Raw genomic sequence first — 16,734 nt, 5'->3', positions numbered from 1 at the left:
TGTGCCCAGCCCATTCATCCGCGAGGGCGGGGCATCAATCTCCCGGCCAGACGCTATCGAGGGTCGATTAAATTCCGATGAAATACCTGTCTGCGGAACTGCCGTGCGGCCGATCGGCCTACCTGCGAGGTCAGGTCACTCAGGACCCGTGACACTCGCACGACACCACATCTCTGAACCCTGGCTTGAAAAAGGGGGCCAGGCATGAAAGAGCCCGACGTCACGCCGTCCGAATCTTCGACCTGCGCGGTCGTCGAGTCGAAGTCGTGCCGCCGGGCGCTGTTCAGTCCCCGCCGCGGGCTAGGGCGTTCTCACACGCCGTCCGGCTTCGGGATCGGGACACACGGGAACCGGGTGACGTCGACCTCGATCTCCTTGGTCGGCCCGCAGAGCTGGAGGCCGTCGGTGTTCGTGCCGTCCGCCACGCTGAAGCCGACCACGCCGATCGCGCTCTCGCCCCGATCGAGGTTCTTGCCCATCAGGGAGTCCGCCGACCAGGTGGCTTCGCGCCAGGTCTTGTCCGCGATTTCGGTCCTGAGGTCGCTGGCGGGCCACGCCTCGGTGAAGCAGTACTGGGGGACTTCCTTCGGCTCGTAGGGGTCGCACGATTCCCCGGCCGCGTTGTTGCGACGAAGCTGCAGGTATTTGATCCTGGCTCGCTGCACGCCACGATCGGCGAGTGCTCCGGTGACAGCCACATACACCGCGACGTAGTGCTTTCCCGCCTTCGCCGACACGCCTGCCAGTTCGGGCGTCCACGCGACGTCGATGGCCTTCACCTGGATCGCCTGGTCCAACCCCGGTTCCGTGGTGACGAGGGCCTGACCGGGGAAGTCGGCGAACTGCGAGTACTTCGGGCCGGACTGGGCCGTGGCCGAGTCGTCGGACGGCGAATCACCGGTGGTCGCCGCCGTGTCGGTGCCGCCGCCGTCGCCGGAACACGCGGTGAGCAGCAGAGCGAGTCCCGCGGCGAGCACGGGCAAGAACCGGGTTGACATGTGACGCCCTCCGTCAGAGTGATGTGACACCGTAGCATCGAATGTCACTCTGACGTGGCCGGAGGCGGTCAGGTTCCCCCGGATGTGTTCAACGCGGGCCGAGCGAAGCCGGAGCCCCGCAGGGCAACGTTGCCCCGACCAGACAATCCGCGGTGGCCGGGGTGTCACGACAAGCGTGTCGGCGCTGGGGGACTAACGGCGGAACCAGCGCCGCCGCTTCGGCGGATCTTCCGCGGAGTCGGTCGGCTGTAGTCCCAATCTTCCGGTCAGGAAGAAGGTCCCGGTCACGATGTTGCCGCGCGAGGGTGGCCGCCCAAGGTCGGCGGTCGCGATCGCGACGTCCAGTTCGATCGCGGCGATGGTGCGGACCCGGACCCGATGGAATGCCGTGCCGGTAACGGTGTTCGCAGGCGTATCGACTTCGACGACCTCGCCGGCGAACAGCGCGTGGGCGGAGGGCGTCCGGTCGGACGAGGATTCCGCGAGCGTGAAAGTCCCGGAAGGGATGAAGTGGTCGGCGGCGAACTTCGGCCCGCCGCCGTCCTGCGAGGCGAGGTAGGTCTCGGCGTCGGCGTGCACGGCGACGTCCTCGGCCAGCGCCGACAGCACCAGGGAGCCGGTCTCGAGCCGACCGCCGGAGTGGGCGAGGACCGCTCGGTCTTCCAGTTCCACCGCGATGGGACAGACCATCTCTCCATCGACGCTGTCGAGGAGGTCGAGCATCGCTGTTTCGGCATCGACGAGGTGCACGTCGCGCACCGGCACCGCGGACGTCGTACCGGCCAGGCACGGCAGGAGGAACTCGATCTCGCCGTCCCGAACCTGCGCGACCAGCCGGGCGCCAGAGGGATCGGTCCACACATGTTCGCTGATCTTCTTGTCGATCCGCCGGACGGTGCCCGCGCCGATCAGGGAGAGCACCCTTTCCCCGAACTCGTCCTGGCTGGTGACGCCGATCCCGATCGCCTCGAAGTGGCTGGACACGATGATTCCCCCTGCTTTCACTGTCCACTCGAGACTACTTGCCAGACCGGGCAAGGTCATCCTGATTTAGTGAGGGGTAAGGCAAAGGTGGTGTGTTCTGGCGGGATCCAGGCATGCGAGTTACGCCACCCCGCCACCCTGGCGAACGGGCCGCTCACCATCACGACACATTCGACTTACCCCCCAATAGGGTATGAAGTGGGTTAGCTGGCGACGTTCGTCGGGCGCAGTGAGGTGACCGTCGCGGTGTGGCCGGGCCGTGGTTGCAGGGGCAGTCCCACCGGCAGCTCCGCGCGGCTGTTGACCTGCAGCTTCCGGTAGACCTTGGTGAGATGCTGTTCGACGGTGCTGATGGTGATGCCCAGTTTGCGGCCGATGGCCCGGTTGGAGTTCCCGAGCGCGGCGAGTGAGGCCACCCGCCATTCGGCCTTGCTCAGCGACGACAGCTGGTCGGGCGCCGGCACCGTCTTCTCGTCGACGTCGGTCGTGTCCTGGCAGGCGAGCAGCTGTTGATGCAGGATGTCCGCCTGGCAGTCCTTGGCCAGTTCGATGGCCTGTGTGGAGAATTCGCGCGCTTGGGAGAGTTCGCTCCTGGCACGATGGGCGGCACCCAACTCGGCCAGCGCCGCGGCCAGCTCCAGCCGGTCCCCGGAAGCACGCAGCTGCTCGACGGACTCCCGCAGCCGGGGTAGCCGTTGCTCTTCGTCGCCGGCGGCCGCCAGCAGCCGTAGTGAGATTCCCGTGACGCGGCAGCCGGTTCCTGGCAACGCCAGCTGGTCGGTCAGCAGCTGAGCGGCTTTCGCCCGCCGGTTCTGCAGCAGCAGCGCCTTGGCCATGCCGCCGCGCCACGGGGCCAGCGCCGGATGGTCGATGTCCCAGCGCCGCATCAGTGCCCCGCACTGGTGAAAGTCGTTGAGCGCGACCTCGATCCGGCCTGTGGCAAGGAAGAATTGACCACGGGCGAAGAGGTATTGGGGCCCGAGCCAGGTTTTGAACATGCTTTCCGGCAGCGCGCGCTTGAACAACGTGGCGTCAGTGGTGAAGTCGCCGGAAGCCGCGGCGGCCAGCAGCAGCACCGAGATCGGGCCTCCGACCCAGTCGTCCCAGCTCGGCGGGACCATTTGCCGTAGCGCCGAGCGAGCCAGCTCCGCGGCCTGCAGCGGATCTCCCTGTCGTAGCGCGAGCTCGGCGCGCACCGTGCTCAGCTGCGACTGCCACACCACGGCCCCTCGCCGGATCGCCTCCTCCAGCAGCAGGTCGCACAGCGGAGCCGCCTTGTCGGGACGATCGGCGTACATCAGCGCCTGCAGCGCGCAGAGCAAGGTGTCCAGGGTGTCGTCGGCGAGTGCGCAGGTCTGCAGCACGTGTTCGGCGGCGTCGATCGCGGATTTCACCGGGCCACGGGTGAGCACCGTCGCCAGCGCCGACGCGGCGCGCATCCACGGCTCGCCGGTCACGGGTTCCTCGTCCGTGCCGGGCAGCGCGGCCGACGACTTCGGGAAGGCGAGCGGATGTGAGTAGGAAAGCAGGAAGTAGGTCACCCGCAGGTGGGGCCTGCCGCGGTCGTCCGGCGAATCGGGGCGGCCGAACAGCATGCTCATGGTGTCCGCCGCCTCGTCGGCCCGGCCGTGCCAGAGCAGGTACTTGATCAGCACCAGTGCGTCGCGGTCGTCCAGGTGGCCTTCGCGGGCCGCCGCCTGTAACCGGGAGATCCGCAGACTCGCCGTGGCCGGGCGGAAACGCCACTCCACGAGCGCGAGCTGCGCGGTGAGTGAGGCGCGTCGCCGCTCGTCCTCGCACTCCCGGTGCGCGAGCTCCAGACAGGACACCGCCAGTTCGGTCCGGTCGACGGCGAGCGCTTCCGCGGCGGCCTCGCGCAGCACGTCCACCGCCCAGGGCCCGCGAGCGGAGTTCGCGGCGATCAGGTGCCTGGCGACCGTGGCCGCGGGTCCGCCCTCTTGATGCCGGAGCTCGGCGGCGCTTCGGTGCAGCTTCGCGAACTCGTCGGCGGACAGGCTGCTCAGCACCGCCTTGCGGACAGCCTGGTGGCGGAAGCCGCCGTTCCGAAGCAGTCCGGCCGTGGTCAGTACATGAAGCACCTGGGTCGCGGCGTCCGCGGTCATCCCCAGCAGGCGGCCGAGCAGATGCGGGGGAGCGCCGGAACCGAGCACGGCCAGCCCCTGCGCCACCTGGAGCAACCGGGGTTCCCAGCGGTGCAGACAGGAGAGCACGGCGTGCTCGAACGCGTCGCCGACCACCGGCTCGCCGTGCACACCGGCGGCCGCGGTTTGGCCTGCCGCCAGCAGGTCCTCGAGCAACGCGTGCACCAGCAGGGGATTTCCGCCGCTGGCCTCGTGGCAGGCGGGTGCGAGCTGACGCACCGCCGGGGTGTCGAGATGACGGGACAGCACCTCGGCCACGCCGGTGCGGGACAACGGTGCGAGCCGCAACCTGTTGAAGTACGGCAGACGCGCGACCTCGGCGTGGAAGGGCAGCTGCCGCGGGCGTGGCTGCTGCCATTCGTTGAGCACTATGAACAAGCGGGCCGAACGCATCCGCCTTTGCAGGTACAGCAAGGCTTCCAGCGACCAGGGGTCGACGAACTGGACGTCGTCCACGCCGAGCAGCAGAGGCTGCTGCCGGGTGACCGCCAGCAGCGCGGCGGACAGCTCGTGCAGTACCCCGGCAGCGGCGGGCCCGACCTCGTCGGTGTCCTCGGACGCACGCTGTTCTTCCAGCAGCGGCAACACTTTTCTGATGCTCTCGGGTGGCGGTGCGAGCTGTCCGAACAGTTGCTCCACCACGCCGAGCCGCAGCCTCCGTTCGGCCCGCGAGCCGGTGGCGGTGAGCACGAGCGCGTCCCGTTTCGCGGCGTGGTTCGCGAAGGTGTTGAGCAGTTGAGTCTTCCCACTGGCCACACCACCGGTGATCAGAGCGATCTGGCCCGAACCTCGTAGCGAGGCGGAGAACAGCTCGTCCAGCACTTCCAGTTCTCTCCCCCGTTCCGCCAGTTCCATGCTTGCGTCCTCCAGTTCCGCTCGCTGGGTGTGTTGGGTGGGCCGAGACGACTACTCAGTGTGTCCACGGTGGCCTTGCATTTCCGACAATACGGTTGAATCTACCGTCGATGGTGTGATTTCGCCACGAAATCTTGTTAGGACGATCGGGAGCAGGTTCGGCCGGCGAATGGCGCGGCCGGGTGCCGGTCGCATCAGGCGACCCGGCTCGGTGAAGTGAAGAGATTTCGCGATTGATCCGGTTGTGGATGCTGCGGGAAACTTCTGTCGCGCGGTGCTTTGTTAAGTCGTCGGCGAGTACGGAAAGTAGCCATGTGCGGACGCTCGCTCCCATGGGGGTGCGTACTTTATTCTCGGAGCATGGCTAATCAGATCGACAGTTCTCCTGAGTTGCTGGAATATGTCAGGAAAGTGTCCTTGCGTGACGACGAAATTCTCCGAGAATTGCGAAGGGAGACGGCAGAGCTCCCGATGGGTCAGGCCATGCAGGTGATGGCGGAGGAGGGGCAGCTCCTGGCGCTGCTGGCCGGGCTGGCCGGGGCGGGCACCGTGGTGGAGGTCGGCACGTTCACCGGTTACGGCACGTTGTGCCTGGCCAGGGCGTTGTCGTCGGGTGGACGGGTGATCACCTGTGACATCACCGGCCGCTGGCCCGCGATCGGCGAACCCTACTGGCGTCGCGCCGGAGTGGCGGACCGGATCGAGGTCCGGATCGGGGACGCGGCCGAAACGCTGGTCGAATTGGTCGCGGAACTGGGTGAGGAAAGCGTCGAGATGGTGTTCATCGACGCCGACAAGGCAAGCTATCGTGACTATTATGAATCCGCGTTGAAACTGGTGAAACCGGGCGGGCTCATCGTGTTGGACAATATGCTTTTCTTCGGCAGGGTCATCGATTTCGAAATGCAGGATCCGGACACCGTCGCCGTGCGTGAGCTCAACCTGTTCCTGCGCGACGACGAGAGGGTGGAAATATCGCTGCTCGCCTTCGCGGATGGGGTCACTTTGGCGCGGAAGAAGATTCGCTGACTCGCCGTGAGTTCACCTTCGGAAGGTCGCGAGGTGACATTTCTTTCGCTGTTGTCACAGTGAGTGGGGGATTTTCTCAGGGAAGGTCGCGGCAGCGGCCGTGAAGGTGGCTCCGCCGAAAGACTTCCTTCGGCGGAGCCACCTTCAGGACGACGCGTTCGTCGTGGTGAGATCAGTGGTCAGGTCCGGAGCGGTCAGCCGCATGGTCGCGGGTGCGGGCCGCGGCCCGGGAACCAGATGCAGTCGCTGCACCCCGGCCACTTCGGCGTCGCCGAGCGTGGCCGCGCAGGCGCAGGACTCCGTGTCGTACCCCGCGAACCGGTAGGCGACCTCCATGATGCGGTTCCGTTCGGTGGCCCGGAAATCGGCGACCAGATGCACTCCGGCGCTCGCGGCCTGATCGGTGAGCCAGTTGAGGATCACCGCCCCGGCACCGAAGGAGACCACCCGGCAGGAGGTCGCCAGCAGCTTGAGGTGCCAGACATCGGGTCTCTTCGCCAGCAGCAGTACGCCGATCGCGCCGTGCGGGCCGAACCGGTCGGTGAGCGTGGTCACCAGCACTTCGTGGCCGGGGTCGGACAGCAGGGCTCGCAGATCCGCGTCGGAGTAGTGCACCCCGGTGGCGTTCATCTGACTGGTGCGCAGGGTGAGTTCCTCCACCCGCGACAGTTCCTCCTCGCCTGCCCGCCCGATGCGCATGTCGAGTTCCAGCGACCGCAGGAAGTCCTCATCCGGGCCCGCGAAGGAGGCTTGTTCGGCAGCGCGGCGGAAACCGGCCTGATACATCTGTCTCCGCCGCCGGGAGTCCACAGTGACCGTCGCGGGGCTGAACTCGGGCAGCCCGGTCAGCTCGAGGACCTGCTCGGCGGTGTAGCAGCGCACTTCGGGCAGGTGGAAGGCCACCTCGGCGCGTTCCGACGGCTGATCGTCGACGAAGGCGATGGTGCTGTACTTGAACTTCAGCGTGTCGGCGATGTGCCGGACCGAATCCGACTTCGGCCCCCAGCCGATCTGCGGCAGGACGAAGTATTCGGCCAGCCCGAGCTCGGTCAGTCTCGCCAGCGCCAGGTCCGAGTCGTTCTTGCTGGACACCGACTGCAGGATGCCGCGTGCGTCGAGTTCGGCGATCAGCTCCCGCACCCCGTCGGCGGGCTCGGCCGGGCCGCCTTCCAGCAGGGTGCCCTGCCAAAGGGTGTTGTCGAGATCCCAGACCAGGCACTTCACCAGTGGTGGTTGTTCGGACACGATGCTCCTCCGGTTTCGCGGTGATCAGTCCGAGACGGCGAGGGCGTGCTCGGCCAGCAGCAGCTGGCAGATCTCATTGCTGCCCTCGATGATTTCCATGAGTTTCGCGTCGCGATAGGCACGTGCGGCGACGTGTCCGTCAGTGGCGGCCGCCGAGGCCAGCACCTGGACGGCCGAGGCCGCGCCGCGTGCGGCGTTGACCGCTCCGACGTGTTTGGCCAGCACCGTGGCGATCACCAGATCCGGGGAGCGCGCGTCCCAGCTCCGGCTGGCCCGCTCACAGGCCAGCTCCGCGGTCCGCTCGGCGGTGAGCAGTTCGGCGAGATGACGGGAGATCAGCTGGTGCTCGGCGATCGGTTTGCCGAACTGCACCCGCTTCCTGGCGTGCGCGGCCGCGGCGTTGCGGCAGGCACGCAGAATGCCGACGCAGCCCCAGGCGACCGAGAACCGGCCGTAGGCGAGCGCGGTGGTGAGCAGTAGCCCCGGTGAAAGGCCGCTGCCGCCGAGCAGTGCGCTCGACGGCAGCCGCACCGAGTCCAAGCGTACGTCGGCGTGCCCGGCGGCGCGGCAGCCGAGCGGATCGGCCAGCCTGTCCACCCGGACCCCCGGCGCGCGCGAGGGCACGACCACCGCGGCGGCCGTGCCCTCGTCCTCGTACTTCCCGAAGATCACCAGATGGTCGGCGTAGGCCGCAGCTGTCGTCCAGACCTTGTGGCCGTCGACGACCACGGTGTCGCCGTCACGCCGGATCCGGGTGTCCATCGTGGACAGATCACTGCCGGCACCGGGTTCGCTGAAACCGGCCGCGGCGAGCTCGCCGCCGGTCAGCGCGGCGAGGTAGTGCTCGCGCTGCTCGCGGGTGCCCATCCGCTCGATGGTCCAGGCCGCCATGCCCTGCGAGGTCATCACGCTGCGCAGGGAACTGCACAGACTGCCCACGTGCGCGGTGAATTCGCCGTTGGCGAGGCTCGTCGTCCCGCGTCCGCCGAACCGGCCGGGCACCTGGGCGCAGAGCAACCCGCTCGCTCCGAGCTTGCGCAGCAGCTCCTCGGGCAGCTCGCCGGTGCGATCCCAGCTTTCGGCCTGATCGCCGACGAGGGCGCTCACCAGCGCGCGTTCGTCGTCCAGGTCAGCCATCGGCCGCCTCGCCCCGCAGGCGCAACACCAGCTCGGTCATCCGGTCCACGGTGCGGAAGTTGTCCAGTTTCAGGTCCGGGCCGGTGATGGCGATGTCGTAGTTCTTCTCCAAGTGGACGATCAGTTCCATGGCGAACATGGAGGACACCAGTCCGGAGGCGAACAGTTCCTGATCGGTGGCGATCTCGGTCCTGGTCCTGGTCTCCAGCAGCGCCAGCAGGTCGGTGGCGATCGCGGCGGCGTCCGGCGCCAGTGCTTGTTCGGTCACGTCATGGCCTTTCCGTAGTCGTAGAAACCGCGGCCGGTCTTGCGGCCGAGGTCGCCTGCGCGCACCTTCTCCAGCAGTGGTTCGCTGGGCAGGCAGCTCTCGTCGCCGGTGCGTTCGTAGAGCGCGTTGAGCGAGTCGACGAGGTTGTCGAGGCCGATCAGGTCCGCGGTGCGCAGGGGGCCGGTGGGATGGCCGAGGCAGCCGCACATCAGCGCGTCCACCGATTCGACGGTGGCGGTGCCCGCGCCGACCACGCGGGCCGCCGTGTTGATCATCGGGTGGAGCAGGCGGCTGGTGACGAACCCCGGGGCGTCGGCGACCACCACCGGAGTGCGCCGCAGCGCGGTGAGCATCTCGATGATCGTGGCCATGGCGGCCTCACTCGTGCGCGGTGCGCGAACCACTTCGACCATCTTGATCAGGTAGGTCGGGTTCATGAAGTGGGTACCGGCCAGATCCTCCGGCCGTGCGGCCCACTCCGCCAGCTCGTCGATCGGGATGCCGGAGGTGTTGGAGATCAGCGGGGTACCGGGGGAGACCGCGCCGGAGATTTCGGCCAGCGCCTTGGCTTTCACCTCGGGCAGCTCGGTGACCGCCTCGATCACCACGGCGGCACCCGCGACGTCGCCGATCACCGTGGTGGCGGTCAGCTCCCCGGCAGGCACCTCGGGGAGCGCGCCGAGCAGGCTCGCGTGCCGCAGCTGTTCGCCGATCCGGCGGCGGGCCTGCTCCAGGGTCGCGGAGTCCACATCGATCAGCACGACGTCGACGCCGTGACCGAGCGCGGTGGCGGCGATCCCGCTGCCCATCACACCCGCGCCGACCACGGCGATGCGGGAAAACCTCCGCAAGGGCTTTTCGGTGCTCACGATGAAACCTCCACAGCCGGGCAAGGTGGGGGATGGCGACGCGAAACATGCCGTTGTGAACCCGACATTATTGACCGCGGGTCGCGACGGTCAACCCCTAATTCAAGGGGGTGGTCGCCGGATTTCCACGCTATCGTCGATGGGGTGCCGGAGCGTTCCGATGAACCGGGTGAAGCCGAGGCGTGTTCACTGAGAAAGGGGGCGGAAAGGTGGTCGCGGAAATTGCTTCGGACGCGGCAGGGGATCGCCTGCGGATGTTCGCCGACGAGATGTTCCGTCCGCTGGCGCGGGCCGATCAGCGGGCAAAGGCCGAGCTCTACCTGCGGGGTCTGCTGCTGGACGGCGGCCGCAAGTCGATGCAGCCGATGGCCGCGCGTCTCGGCGTGGATCATCAAGCGCTGCAACAGTTCGTCACCTCTTCCACCTGGGATTTCGCCGCCGTTCGGGCGGTCATGGCCCGGCGGGCGGAGCTGCTCGTCCAGCCGCTGGCCTGGGTGCTCGGCGAGTGCGTCTTCCACAAGGACGGCACCGGTTCCCCCGGCGTGGCCAGGCAATACGCGCACAGCGAGGGGCGAGTGGTGAACTGCCAGCTGGGCGTCACGGTGCAGCTCGTCGGCACGCACACCACCGCCGCGGTCAACTGGCGACTGCTTCTTCCGGAGAGCTGGGACGAAACGATTCCCGGTCAGGGTAGAGAAGTTCTGGCGCGCAGGCGCCGGTGTGGCATCCCCGACCGGGAGCGTCATCGTCCAATGTGGACGGTCGCGCTGGACCTGCTGGACGAGCTGACGCGCTGGGGTCTGCGTCCGCCCGCCGTGCTGGCAGGCTCCGGTCTGGCCGCCGTGCGGGAGTTCCGCACCGCGCTGTGGCGGCGCGGAATTCCTTGTCCGGCGCCCACCTCGGAGTTGTCCGGAAACATTCGCCGTCGCGCGAGAATGAGTCTCACCGAAATGAAGGACGAATTCGGTCTCGACCATTTCGAGGGCCGGTCCTGGACAGGGTGGAACAGGCACACGACACTTTGTTCCGTCGCGTACCTCTATGCCGTTTCCCGGGGCGTGATCCCGCGTAAGAGAATGTGGATCCCTGGATCGTGATGAATGATTCGTCAAACGTCTCCTCGCCGAGTCGGATGGGATGTGCGGCTACGTGCCCGTCCACTTCGGCGGGCGCTTTTCCACGAAGGCGAGCGGTCCCTCCCGTGCGTCCTGACTGTGCATCCGGCGTTCCTCCCAGACGTACCGGGTGGCGAACGCCTGCCGCAGCGGCATGCTCGCCGACGCCTGCGCCGCCTCCTTGATCGCGCGTACGGCGAACGGGGCACAACGCAGAATGTCGGCCACCCAGCCGTCCACGCAGTCGTCGAGCTCCTTGGCCGGTACGACTTCGTTGACCAGGCCGAGTTCCAGCGCGCGGGCGGCGGGGATCTCGCGGCCGGTGAGCAGGTAGCCCATGGCCGTCTTCAGCGGCAGCTGCCTCGCCAGGCGAAACACGCCGCCGGCTCCGGCGATCAGGCCGAGTTTCGCCTCCGGCAGGGCGAAGGTGGCGTGCTCGGCGGCCACGATCACGTCGCAGGCCAGGGCCAGCTCGAACCCTCCGCCCAGCGCGTAGCCGTTGACCTTGGCGATCAGCGGTTTGCTCAGGTCGAACCGCTCGGTCAGCCGGGGCCAGCCCGGCCGGTCGCGGCTGCCGAAGGTGGACGGCGCCTCCCCGGAACGCACCCTGGCGACGAGCTCCTTGAGGTCTTGGCCCACCGAGAACGCCCGCGGCCCGGCTCCGGTGAGCACGCCGGCCCAGACCTCGTCGTCGTGCTCGAAGTCGTCCCAGATCTCGGCGAGTTCTTCGTGCGTCCGCAGATCCATGGCGTTGAGCACCTGGGGACGGTCGAGGGTGATGTAGGCGACGTGTCCGCGCTTGGTGTACGAGACGCGCGGCCGCTGGTCCGGCATGGGTCGCTCCCGGTGGTGAGACGGACAGGGGTCGTGAGTGGTGATGGGCGTTCGCTTGAGGGGTAAGCCAAACGTGGCGTGCTATGCCTTGTGGACAGTCATCAGGTAGTGAAGGCCTCCTTGGGGAACTCGTATTTGTCTACCTACTGGTGTGGAGCTTGTGCGGGTTGCCGACGCGGTCCGGGTGGGGAAGATTTCGGCCGTTGAGCGTCCGGAATCTTCCCCGCTCGGTCTCCGGTCCACCGGTCGTGATCGGGCACGAGCTTGATCAACGGAGGATCAGGGACGTTGAGTGTCCCGGATCTTCCGTTGATCAAGGGGCGAGACCGGGCGACGATGCCCGCGGAACCACCCTTGTGCAGGTCAGGCGTAGGTACACAAATGCGGGTTCCCCTTCGCTACCTTGAGGGTAGGTAAGGGGACCTTCACGGCAGCGGCTCGAACACGCCATGTTCGCTTTATCTCTCTCTAGAAGGGGAACGACGGGGAGGTTTGGCGCGCGGTCAGCCACTGCCAGCGGGTGAATTCGTCCCAGCTGTGCAGTGCGCCGTGGCGGCTGCCGTTGCCGGAGGCCCCTGTGCCGCCGAAGGGCACGTACGCGTTGTCGGCCACTGTCTGGTCGTTGACGTGGACGATGCCGGTGCGCAGCCGGTCGGCCAGGGCGAGGCCGCGTTCGGCCGAGCCGGTCTGGATCGCGGTGACCAGCCCGTATTCGGTCCGGTTCGCCAGCTCCACCGCCTCGTCCTCGTCGGCGGCCACGATCACCGGCGCCACCGGGCCGAAGATCTCCTCGGTGCAGGCGGGCATGTCCGGGGTCACCCCGGTCAACACCGTCGGCCGGTAGAACAGTTCGCGGTCGGGGCCACCGGTGCGCAGCCTCGCGCCCGCGGCCACGGTTCCGCGCACGATTTCGTCCACTCTGGACAGTTGGTGCGCGTTGATCAGCGGTCCCAGCGCCACGTCGCCGGTCCAGGGATCACCGACGACCAGCTTCTCCGCCCGCGCGGTCAGCCGGTCCACGTATTCGTCGGCGACCGATTCCAGCACGATATGCCGTCCGGCGGTCATGCAGATCTGGCCCTGATGCAGGAACGCGCCCCAGGCGCCGGCCGAACTGGCCGTCTCCAGATCGGCGTCGTCGAGCACGATCAGCGCGTTGTTGCCGCCGAGTTCCAGCGAAACCCGTTTGAGCGCGCGCCCGGCGGTCTCGCCGACCCGGCGGCCCACTTCGGTCGATCCGGTGAAGGCGATCATCGCGACGTCGGGATGTGCGGTCAGCGCCGCACCCGGTTCGGCCTCGCCGGGCAGCACCTGGAGCAGACCTGGCGGGAGCCCGGCCGCTTCGAACAGTCGCGCGACGAGGAACCCACCGGAGACCGGAGTGTGCACGTCGGGTTTGAGCACCACGGAGTTCCCGAGCGCCAGTGCCGGTGCCACCGCGCGCATCGCCAGCACCAGCGGGAAGTTCCAGGGGCTGATCACCCCGACCACGCCGAGCGGTACCCGTCGTCCGATGCTGCGCCTGCCGGGATCGGCGGGCAGCAGATGTCCGTGCGGCTGGGTGGGCAGCGCGGCCGCCGCCCATAGTTCGTCCACTGTGGACTGGATCTCGAACTCGGCCTTGGGACGGACGGCGCCGCCCTCACGGATCAGCCAGTGGGTGAACTCCTCGCGGTCGTCCTCCAGCAGCGCCGCCGCCCGGCGGAACACCGAGGCACGGTCCGACGGCGCGAGCCCGGCCCATGCCGGTTGCGCGGCGACCGCGGGTGCCACGGCCGCGTGCACGTCGGCGGCGGTGGCGATCCCGGTACGCGCGAGTGCCGCGCCGGTCGCGGGCTCGATCACCTCGACGAATCCGCCCGAGGTCGCGCTGAACACCGTGTCGCCGATGGAAACGAAGGTCATGCCGACCTCTCCCGATCTGTCGAATACCGTCGCACCTTGTCCAGCACGTCCTCGCCGTAGAGGCGCAGCGCCTGCTCGGCGGCGAACTCGGCCATGTACTCGCGGAAGCGGTCCAGCGGTTCGTCGGCGAGATTGAGCATCCGGCGGTTCGCGGGCACCGCCGCGTTGTCCAGCCGTTCGCAGGCGGACTCGACCGCGGAGTCCATGGCTCGGGGGTCGACGACCTCGTCGAAGAACGCGCGGCCCTCGGGCTCGGCGGCCCAGATCTTGCGTCCGGACAGGATGATCTGCCTGGCCAGCCGGGGGCCTGCGACCGCGCTCAGCCGGAAGTTCGACGCACCGGGCACGATGCCCTCCTGTGCCGCCGGCAGGCTGACGTAGGCGTCGGCCGCCGCGATCACCTGGTCGAACACCAGCAGGAGCTGGGCTCCGCCGCCGATGGCGAAGCCGTCCACCGCGGCGATCCACGGTTTGTCACGGGTACGGCGCGGCCAGGCGGCCGGATCCTCGTCGACGAGCAGCCCGTGCCGGATCTTGGCGATGTAGCCCAGTTCCCGCCGCAGCAGGAAATCGGTGAACGAGATCTGGCCGTCGTGCAGTTTCCGGAGGTTGATCCCGGCGCTGAAGATCCGCCGCCCGAGGTACCGGGGATGGGTCATCTCCCCGCCGCGTACCACGCCGACCCGGACCTGATCGTCGAGCAGCGCCAGGTCGACGGCCGTCTCCATGGCCGCGATCAGCTCGTTGTCCTCGGCATTCAGCGCGGATTCGTTGCATACGGTCAGCTCCGCGGTGCCGCCGCGGCGCACGAGCCGTACGCCGCCGAGATCGGCCCGTCCGGTCCGGCCGAACTCCGGCAGCATCGCCTCGGCTTCCGCCGTCGGCATCAGCATGGTCTCCAGCAGATGGGTGCCCGCGACGGGAAGTTTCAAGATCTCACGGAAGAACAGGCCCTGGTCGATCTCTCGGCCTTCCTTGGCGGCCTGATCGGGCTTGCGCGACTCTTCGGCCAGCTGCTCCTTACCGGGTACCAGCCCAGGGAACTCATCGGCCGCGGCGAAGGCCAGCTCGGTGACGCGCAGCCGCCGGGTCCGATCCTTGGTCAGCCGGTCGTACACCGGCGCGGCGTGCTCACCGAGGAAACGTGCGCGGGCGCGGCGGTTCCTCTCGTGCACCTGGTCGGCGACGGCCTGTTCCGCCGGGTCACGGTCCACTTTGGACGGTAACTCGGCCAGCCGCCGCTCACCGGTCTCGATCTGCCGCCGGAGTGCGGCGGCGTCGCGATCCACGCTCATTTCGCGGCTTCTCGATGGTGCTGCCTCAGTTCCCGGTCGCAGGCTGCCAGGTGCACGCCGAGTGCGTCGTCGAAGGTGGTGGTGGGCGCGTCGAGCAGGAGCCGCCGCCGGATGGCGAACTCCGTGCCTTCCACCTCGACCAGTTCGGCGAGCTTGCCGGCCAGCGCGGCGTGCGGGTCGGTGGTGATCTCGTCGAACAGGCCGAGCTCCACGGCGCGGGCCGCGGTCAGCTCGGTGCCACCGGGCAGCAGACGGCGGGTCGCGGCCACGCCGATCTGGGTGGCCAGCCGATGCAGCGCCATGCCCGGCCAGAGCCCGCCGGGCGGAAGCACCACCGACGCGTCCGGTGTGGCGAGGCGGAAGTCGGTGGTGAGCAACAGTTCCAGAGCCGGCCCGGTACACGGCCCGACGGCGACGGCGACGGTCATCGTGCTCAGCCGCTCGAGCCGCCGGAGGGTGCGCTCCCAGCGGTTGACCAGCCGGATGCTCACCTCGCCCGGCCATGCGGCGCCCGAGATGCCGCCGCCGAGGCGGAGCACGGCGACGCCGCCGTTGTCCTCCAGCCGCCCGCAGAATTCGCTGACCATGGCGACCAGCGCGGAGCTGAGTTCGTTCGCGCCGGTCAGCTCCAGCGGTGCCGGCCCGGTCAGCAGATCACTCGTGGTCATGGGGGTTGCCTCACTTCTGGTCGGGTGACAGGGGAACGGCGCGTCACCACTGGATGAGCGCGGTCTCGATGGTGGAGCCGGGGCCCATGGTCATCAGCACGCCGTGATCGCCCGGCCGCACCACGCCTTCGTCGACCAGGCCGCTGTAGGAGAAGAGGAACGAGCCACTGGACAGGTTCCCGTAGTCCCGTAGCACGCTGGTGGTGTGGCGGACGTCCCGGCGGGTGAGGCCGAGGTTGACCATCACCGAGTCGATGACCTTCTTGCCGCCGGAGTGCACGATCCAGTGCGCGATGTCTCCCCGGCGCAGCCCGGTGTCCTCCAGGAGCCTGCCGATGATGATCTCGGCGTGCGCGCCGACGACGTAGGGCACGTCCTGGTCGAGGTAGAAGCTGAACTTGCTCTCGTGATCGTCCCAGTCGTAGCGCATCGCGTCGATGGCTTCGGGAATGATGCAGCTGGAGAACTTGAGGATCGACGGGCCTTCGTTCCCGATGGTCGACGCGGCGCCCGCGCGCACCGCCACGGCCGAGGAACCGTCTCCGAACAGGCTGTTCACCACGGAGGTGCGCATGGTCCCGTCGAAGACGTAGGCCGCCGAGCACGCTTCGATGCACAGCATCACGGCGAGCTTCCCGGGATGGGCGCGAGCCCAGCCGGAGACCGCGGACAGCCCGTTGAGCCCGGCGTTGCAGCCCATGCCGACCACGTCCAGCCGCGCGGTCTCCTGTGCCAGCCCCAGTTCCCGGATCACCAGCGCGCTGAAGCCGGGGGTGAGGAAACCGGTGGAGGACACGCAACAGAGGTAGGCGACATCGTCGAGTTCGGCTTCCGCCTGTTTGAGACAGGCCTGCAGGGCGCGTGCGCCCATCTCGATGCCGTGCTCACGGTGCTTTCGCAGCAGTTCGCCCTGCGTCTCCATCCGGCGGGTGCCGTCCGGCAGCTTCGGCGGGAGGTTCAGGAACCGGCGCTCGATCGCGCTGTTCAGGAACACCGAGCGCACCTTGGGGTCGGTGATGGAGAAGACCTCCAACAGTTCTTCCTGGGTGTAGGAGAAGGCGGGCACCGCGGTGCCGACCCCGATGATCCTGGCGGCCGCCTGCGTCCCGGTCTCGGCGGGGAGTGCGTGAATCGACTGTGGCGACTTTGTCATGAAGACTCCGCGAGAACTGGTTTCGGATTTGCATGAGCAGACGCGATGGCGGCGTTGTACGTGACGCTGCGAATAGCATCGTGAGTGCGTTTCATGATTCCCCAGTGAAAGCTCATCCCGGCCGATATTAGGTGTAGTACCGGAGAATTAGCAACCTTGACGGAAGGTTCGGCGCAGTGATGGTGCTTTGTCGGATCCAATCGGGACGGGCGCTGTC

14 protein-coding genes are annotated in these 16,734 nt (G+C 68.0%); 2 read left to right on the top strand and 12 right to left on the bottom strand.

The annotated features are described in order from the left end of the window. Positions 1-311: 311 nt before the first annotated feature. The 3 genes from ACZ5ZX_RS18830 to ACZ5ZX_RS18820 all read right to left on the bottom strand — a co-directional run bounded on the left by ACZ5ZX_RS18830 (position 312) and on the right by ACZ5ZX_RS18820 (position 4,999). On the bottom strand, positions 312-998 hold the full coding sequence (locus ACZ5ZX_RS18830; protein ID WP_465503272.1) for a hypothetical protein: 687 nt from the start codon (positions 996-998) through the stop codon (positions 312-314). Between the two features lie 192 nt (positions 999-1,190). After that, positions 1,191-1,982: a hypothetical protein gene (locus ACZ5ZX_RS18825; RefSeq protein WP_465503271.1), complete on the bottom strand. Its 792-nt coding sequence runs from the start codon at positions 1,980-1,982 to the stop codon at positions 1,191-1,193. Positions 1,983-2,185: 203 nt separating this feature from the next. Further along, positions 2,186-4,999, bottom strand: a complete 2,814-nt coding sequence (locus ACZ5ZX_RS18820) for a helix-turn-helix transcriptional regulator (protein ID WP_465503270.1) — start codon at positions 4,997-4,999, stop codon at positions 2,186-2,188. Positions 5,000-5,359: 360 nt separating this feature from the next. Here ACZ5ZX_RS18820 and ACZ5ZX_RS18815 point away from each other — a divergent pair, with 360 nt between their 5' ends. Beyond that, positions 5,360-6,028 carry an O-methyltransferase gene (locus tag ACZ5ZX_RS18815; RefSeq protein ID WP_465503269.1) on the top strand — a complete coding sequence of 223 codons (669 nt, stop codon included), beginning with the start codon at positions 5,360-5,362 and terminating at the stop codon, positions 6,026-6,028. A gap of 144 nt (positions 6,029-6,172) precedes the next feature. Here the strand turns inward: ACZ5ZX_RS18815 and ACZ5ZX_RS18810 are convergent, their stop codons facing one another. Genes ACZ5ZX_RS18810 through ACZ5ZX_RS18795 form a run of 4 tightly spaced genes read right to left on the bottom strand, consistent with a single transcriptional unit; the run spans position 6,173 to position 9,547 of the window. Next, on the bottom strand, positions 6,173-7,273 hold the full coding sequence (locus tag ACZ5ZX_RS18810; protein ID WP_465503268.1) for an HAD-IIIC family phosphatase: 1,101 nt from the start codon (positions 7,271-7,273) through the stop codon (positions 6,173-6,175). Positions 7,274-7,297: 24 nt separating this feature from the next. Next, positions 7,298-8,410: an acyl-CoA dehydrogenase family protein gene (locus ACZ5ZX_RS18805; protein ID WP_465503267.1), complete on the bottom strand. Its 1,113-nt coding sequence runs from the start codon at positions 8,408-8,410 to the stop codon at positions 7,298-7,300. After that, on the bottom strand, positions 8,403-8,678 hold the full coding sequence (locus ACZ5ZX_RS18800; RefSeq protein ID WP_465503266.1) for a phosphopantetheine-binding protein: 276 nt from the start codon (positions 8,676-8,678) through the stop codon (positions 8,403-8,405). Before ACZ5ZX_RS18800 ends, ACZ5ZX_RS18805 begins: the two co-directional genes overlap by 8 nt. Next, the gene (locus ACZ5ZX_RS18795) at positions 8,675-9,547 is read right to left on the bottom strand and encodes a 3-hydroxyacyl-CoA dehydrogenase family protein (protein ID WP_465503265.1); all 873 of its coding nucleotides are present in this window, start codon (positions 9,545-9,547) and stop codon (positions 8,675-8,677) included. The genes ACZ5ZX_RS18800 and ACZ5ZX_RS18795 overlap by 4 nt, the downstream gene beginning before the upstream one ends. A 254-nt stretch (positions 9,548-9,801) precedes the next feature. On the opposite strand from ACZ5ZX_RS18795, the gene ACZ5ZX_RS18790 reads away from it, so the two are divergent. Next, positions 9,802-10,644 (top strand): IS701 family transposase, encoded by an 843-nt coding sequence (locus tag ACZ5ZX_RS18790; protein ID WP_465503396.1) that lies wholly within the window; start codon positions 9,802-9,804, stop codon positions 10,642-10,644. Positions 10,645-10,692: 48 nt separating this feature from the next. Here the strand turns inward: ACZ5ZX_RS18790 and dpgD are convergent, their stop codons facing one another. The 5 genes from dpgD to dpgA form a co-directional block, all read right to left on the bottom strand. After that, a complete protein-coding gene (gene dpgD / locus ACZ5ZX_RS18785) occupies positions 10,693-11,496 on the bottom strand; it encodes an enoyl-CoA-hydratase DpgD (protein WP_465503264.1) in 804 nt (267 codons plus the stop codon). A 468-nt stretch (positions 11,497-11,964) separates the two neighbouring features. Continuing rightward, positions 11,965-13,401: a benzaldehyde dehydrogenase gene (locus ACZ5ZX_RS18780; RefSeq protein ID WP_465503263.1), complete on the bottom strand. Its 1,437-nt coding sequence runs from the start codon at positions 13,399-13,401 to the stop codon at positions 11,965-11,967. Next, positions 13,398-14,696: a (3,5-dihydroxyphenyl)acetyl-CoA 1,2-dioxygenase DpgC gene (gene dpgC / locus ACZ5ZX_RS18775; protein ID WP_465503262.1), complete on the bottom strand. Its 1,299-nt coding sequence runs from the start codon at positions 14,694-14,696 to the stop codon at positions 13,398-13,400. The genes ACZ5ZX_RS18780 and dpgC overlap by 4 nt, the downstream gene beginning before the upstream one ends. After that, positions 14,693-15,364, bottom strand: coding sequence for an enoyl-CoA-hydratase DpgB (gene dpgB / locus ACZ5ZX_RS18770; RefSeq protein ID WP_465503261.1), 672 nt, complete (start codon positions 15,362-15,364; stop codon positions 14,693-14,695). Before dpgB ends, dpgC begins: the two co-directional genes overlap by 4 nt. A gap of 43 nt (positions 15,365-15,407) precedes the next feature. Next, a complete protein-coding gene (dpgA, locus tag ACZ5ZX_RS18765) occupies positions 15,408-16,517 on the bottom strand; it encodes a 3,5-dihydroxyphenylacetyl-CoA synthase DpgA (RefSeq protein ID WP_465503260.1) in 1,110 nt (369 codons plus the stop codon). Between the last annotated feature and the right edge of the window lie 217 nt (positions 16,518-16,734).

It is taken from the genome of Amycolatopsis sp. NPDC033938, from assembly GCF_055575975.1.
Note: the sequence above shows the minus strand (reverse complement) of the source record. Positions and strands in the feature narration are given on the sequence as shown.

What these genes read in the sequence shown, in the direction of transcription:
- ACZ5ZX_RS18790 (WP_465503396.1), top strand. Translation starts at nt 9,802, where the DNA reads ATGTTCGCCGACGAGATGTTCCGTCCGCTGGCGCGGGCCGATCAGCGG.
- ACZ5ZX_RS18815 (WP_465503269.1), top strand. Translation starts at nt 5,360, where the DNA reads ATGGCTAATCAGATCGACAGTTCTCCTGAGTTGCTGGAATATGTCAGG.
- ACZ5ZX_RS18780 (WP_465503263.1), bottom strand. Translation starts at nt 13,401, where the DNA reads ATGACCTTCGTTTCCATCGGCGACACGGTGTTCAGCGCGACCTCGGGC.
- dpgB (WP_465503261.1), bottom strand. Translation starts at nt 15,364, where the DNA reads ATGACCACGAGTGATCTGCTGACCGGGCCGGCACCGCTGGAGCTGACC.
- ACZ5ZX_RS18830 (WP_465503272.1), bottom strand. Translation starts at nt 998, where the DNA reads ATGTCAACCCGGTTCTTGCCCGTGCTCGCCGCGGGACTCGCTCTGCTG.
- dpgA (WP_465503260.1), bottom strand. Translation starts at nt 16,517, where the DNA reads ATGACAAAGTCGCCACAGTCGATTCACGCACTCCCCGCCGAGACCGGG.
- ACZ5ZX_RS18820 (WP_465503270.1), bottom strand. Translation starts at nt 4,999, where the DNA reads ATGGAACTGGCGGAACGGGGGAGAGAACTGGAAGTGCTGGACGAGCTG.
- ACZ5ZX_RS18805 (WP_465503267.1), bottom strand. Translation starts at nt 8,410, where the DNA reads ATGGCTGACCTGGACGACGAACGCGCGCTGGTGAGCGCCCTCGTCGGC.
- dpgD (WP_465503264.1), bottom strand. Translation starts at nt 11,496, where the DNA reads ATGCCGGACCAGCGGCCGCGCGTCTCGTACACCAAGCGCGGACACGTC.
- dpgC (WP_465503262.1), bottom strand. Translation starts at nt 14,696, where the DNA reads ATGAGCGTGGATCGCGACGCCGCCGCACTCCGGCGGCAGATCGAGACC.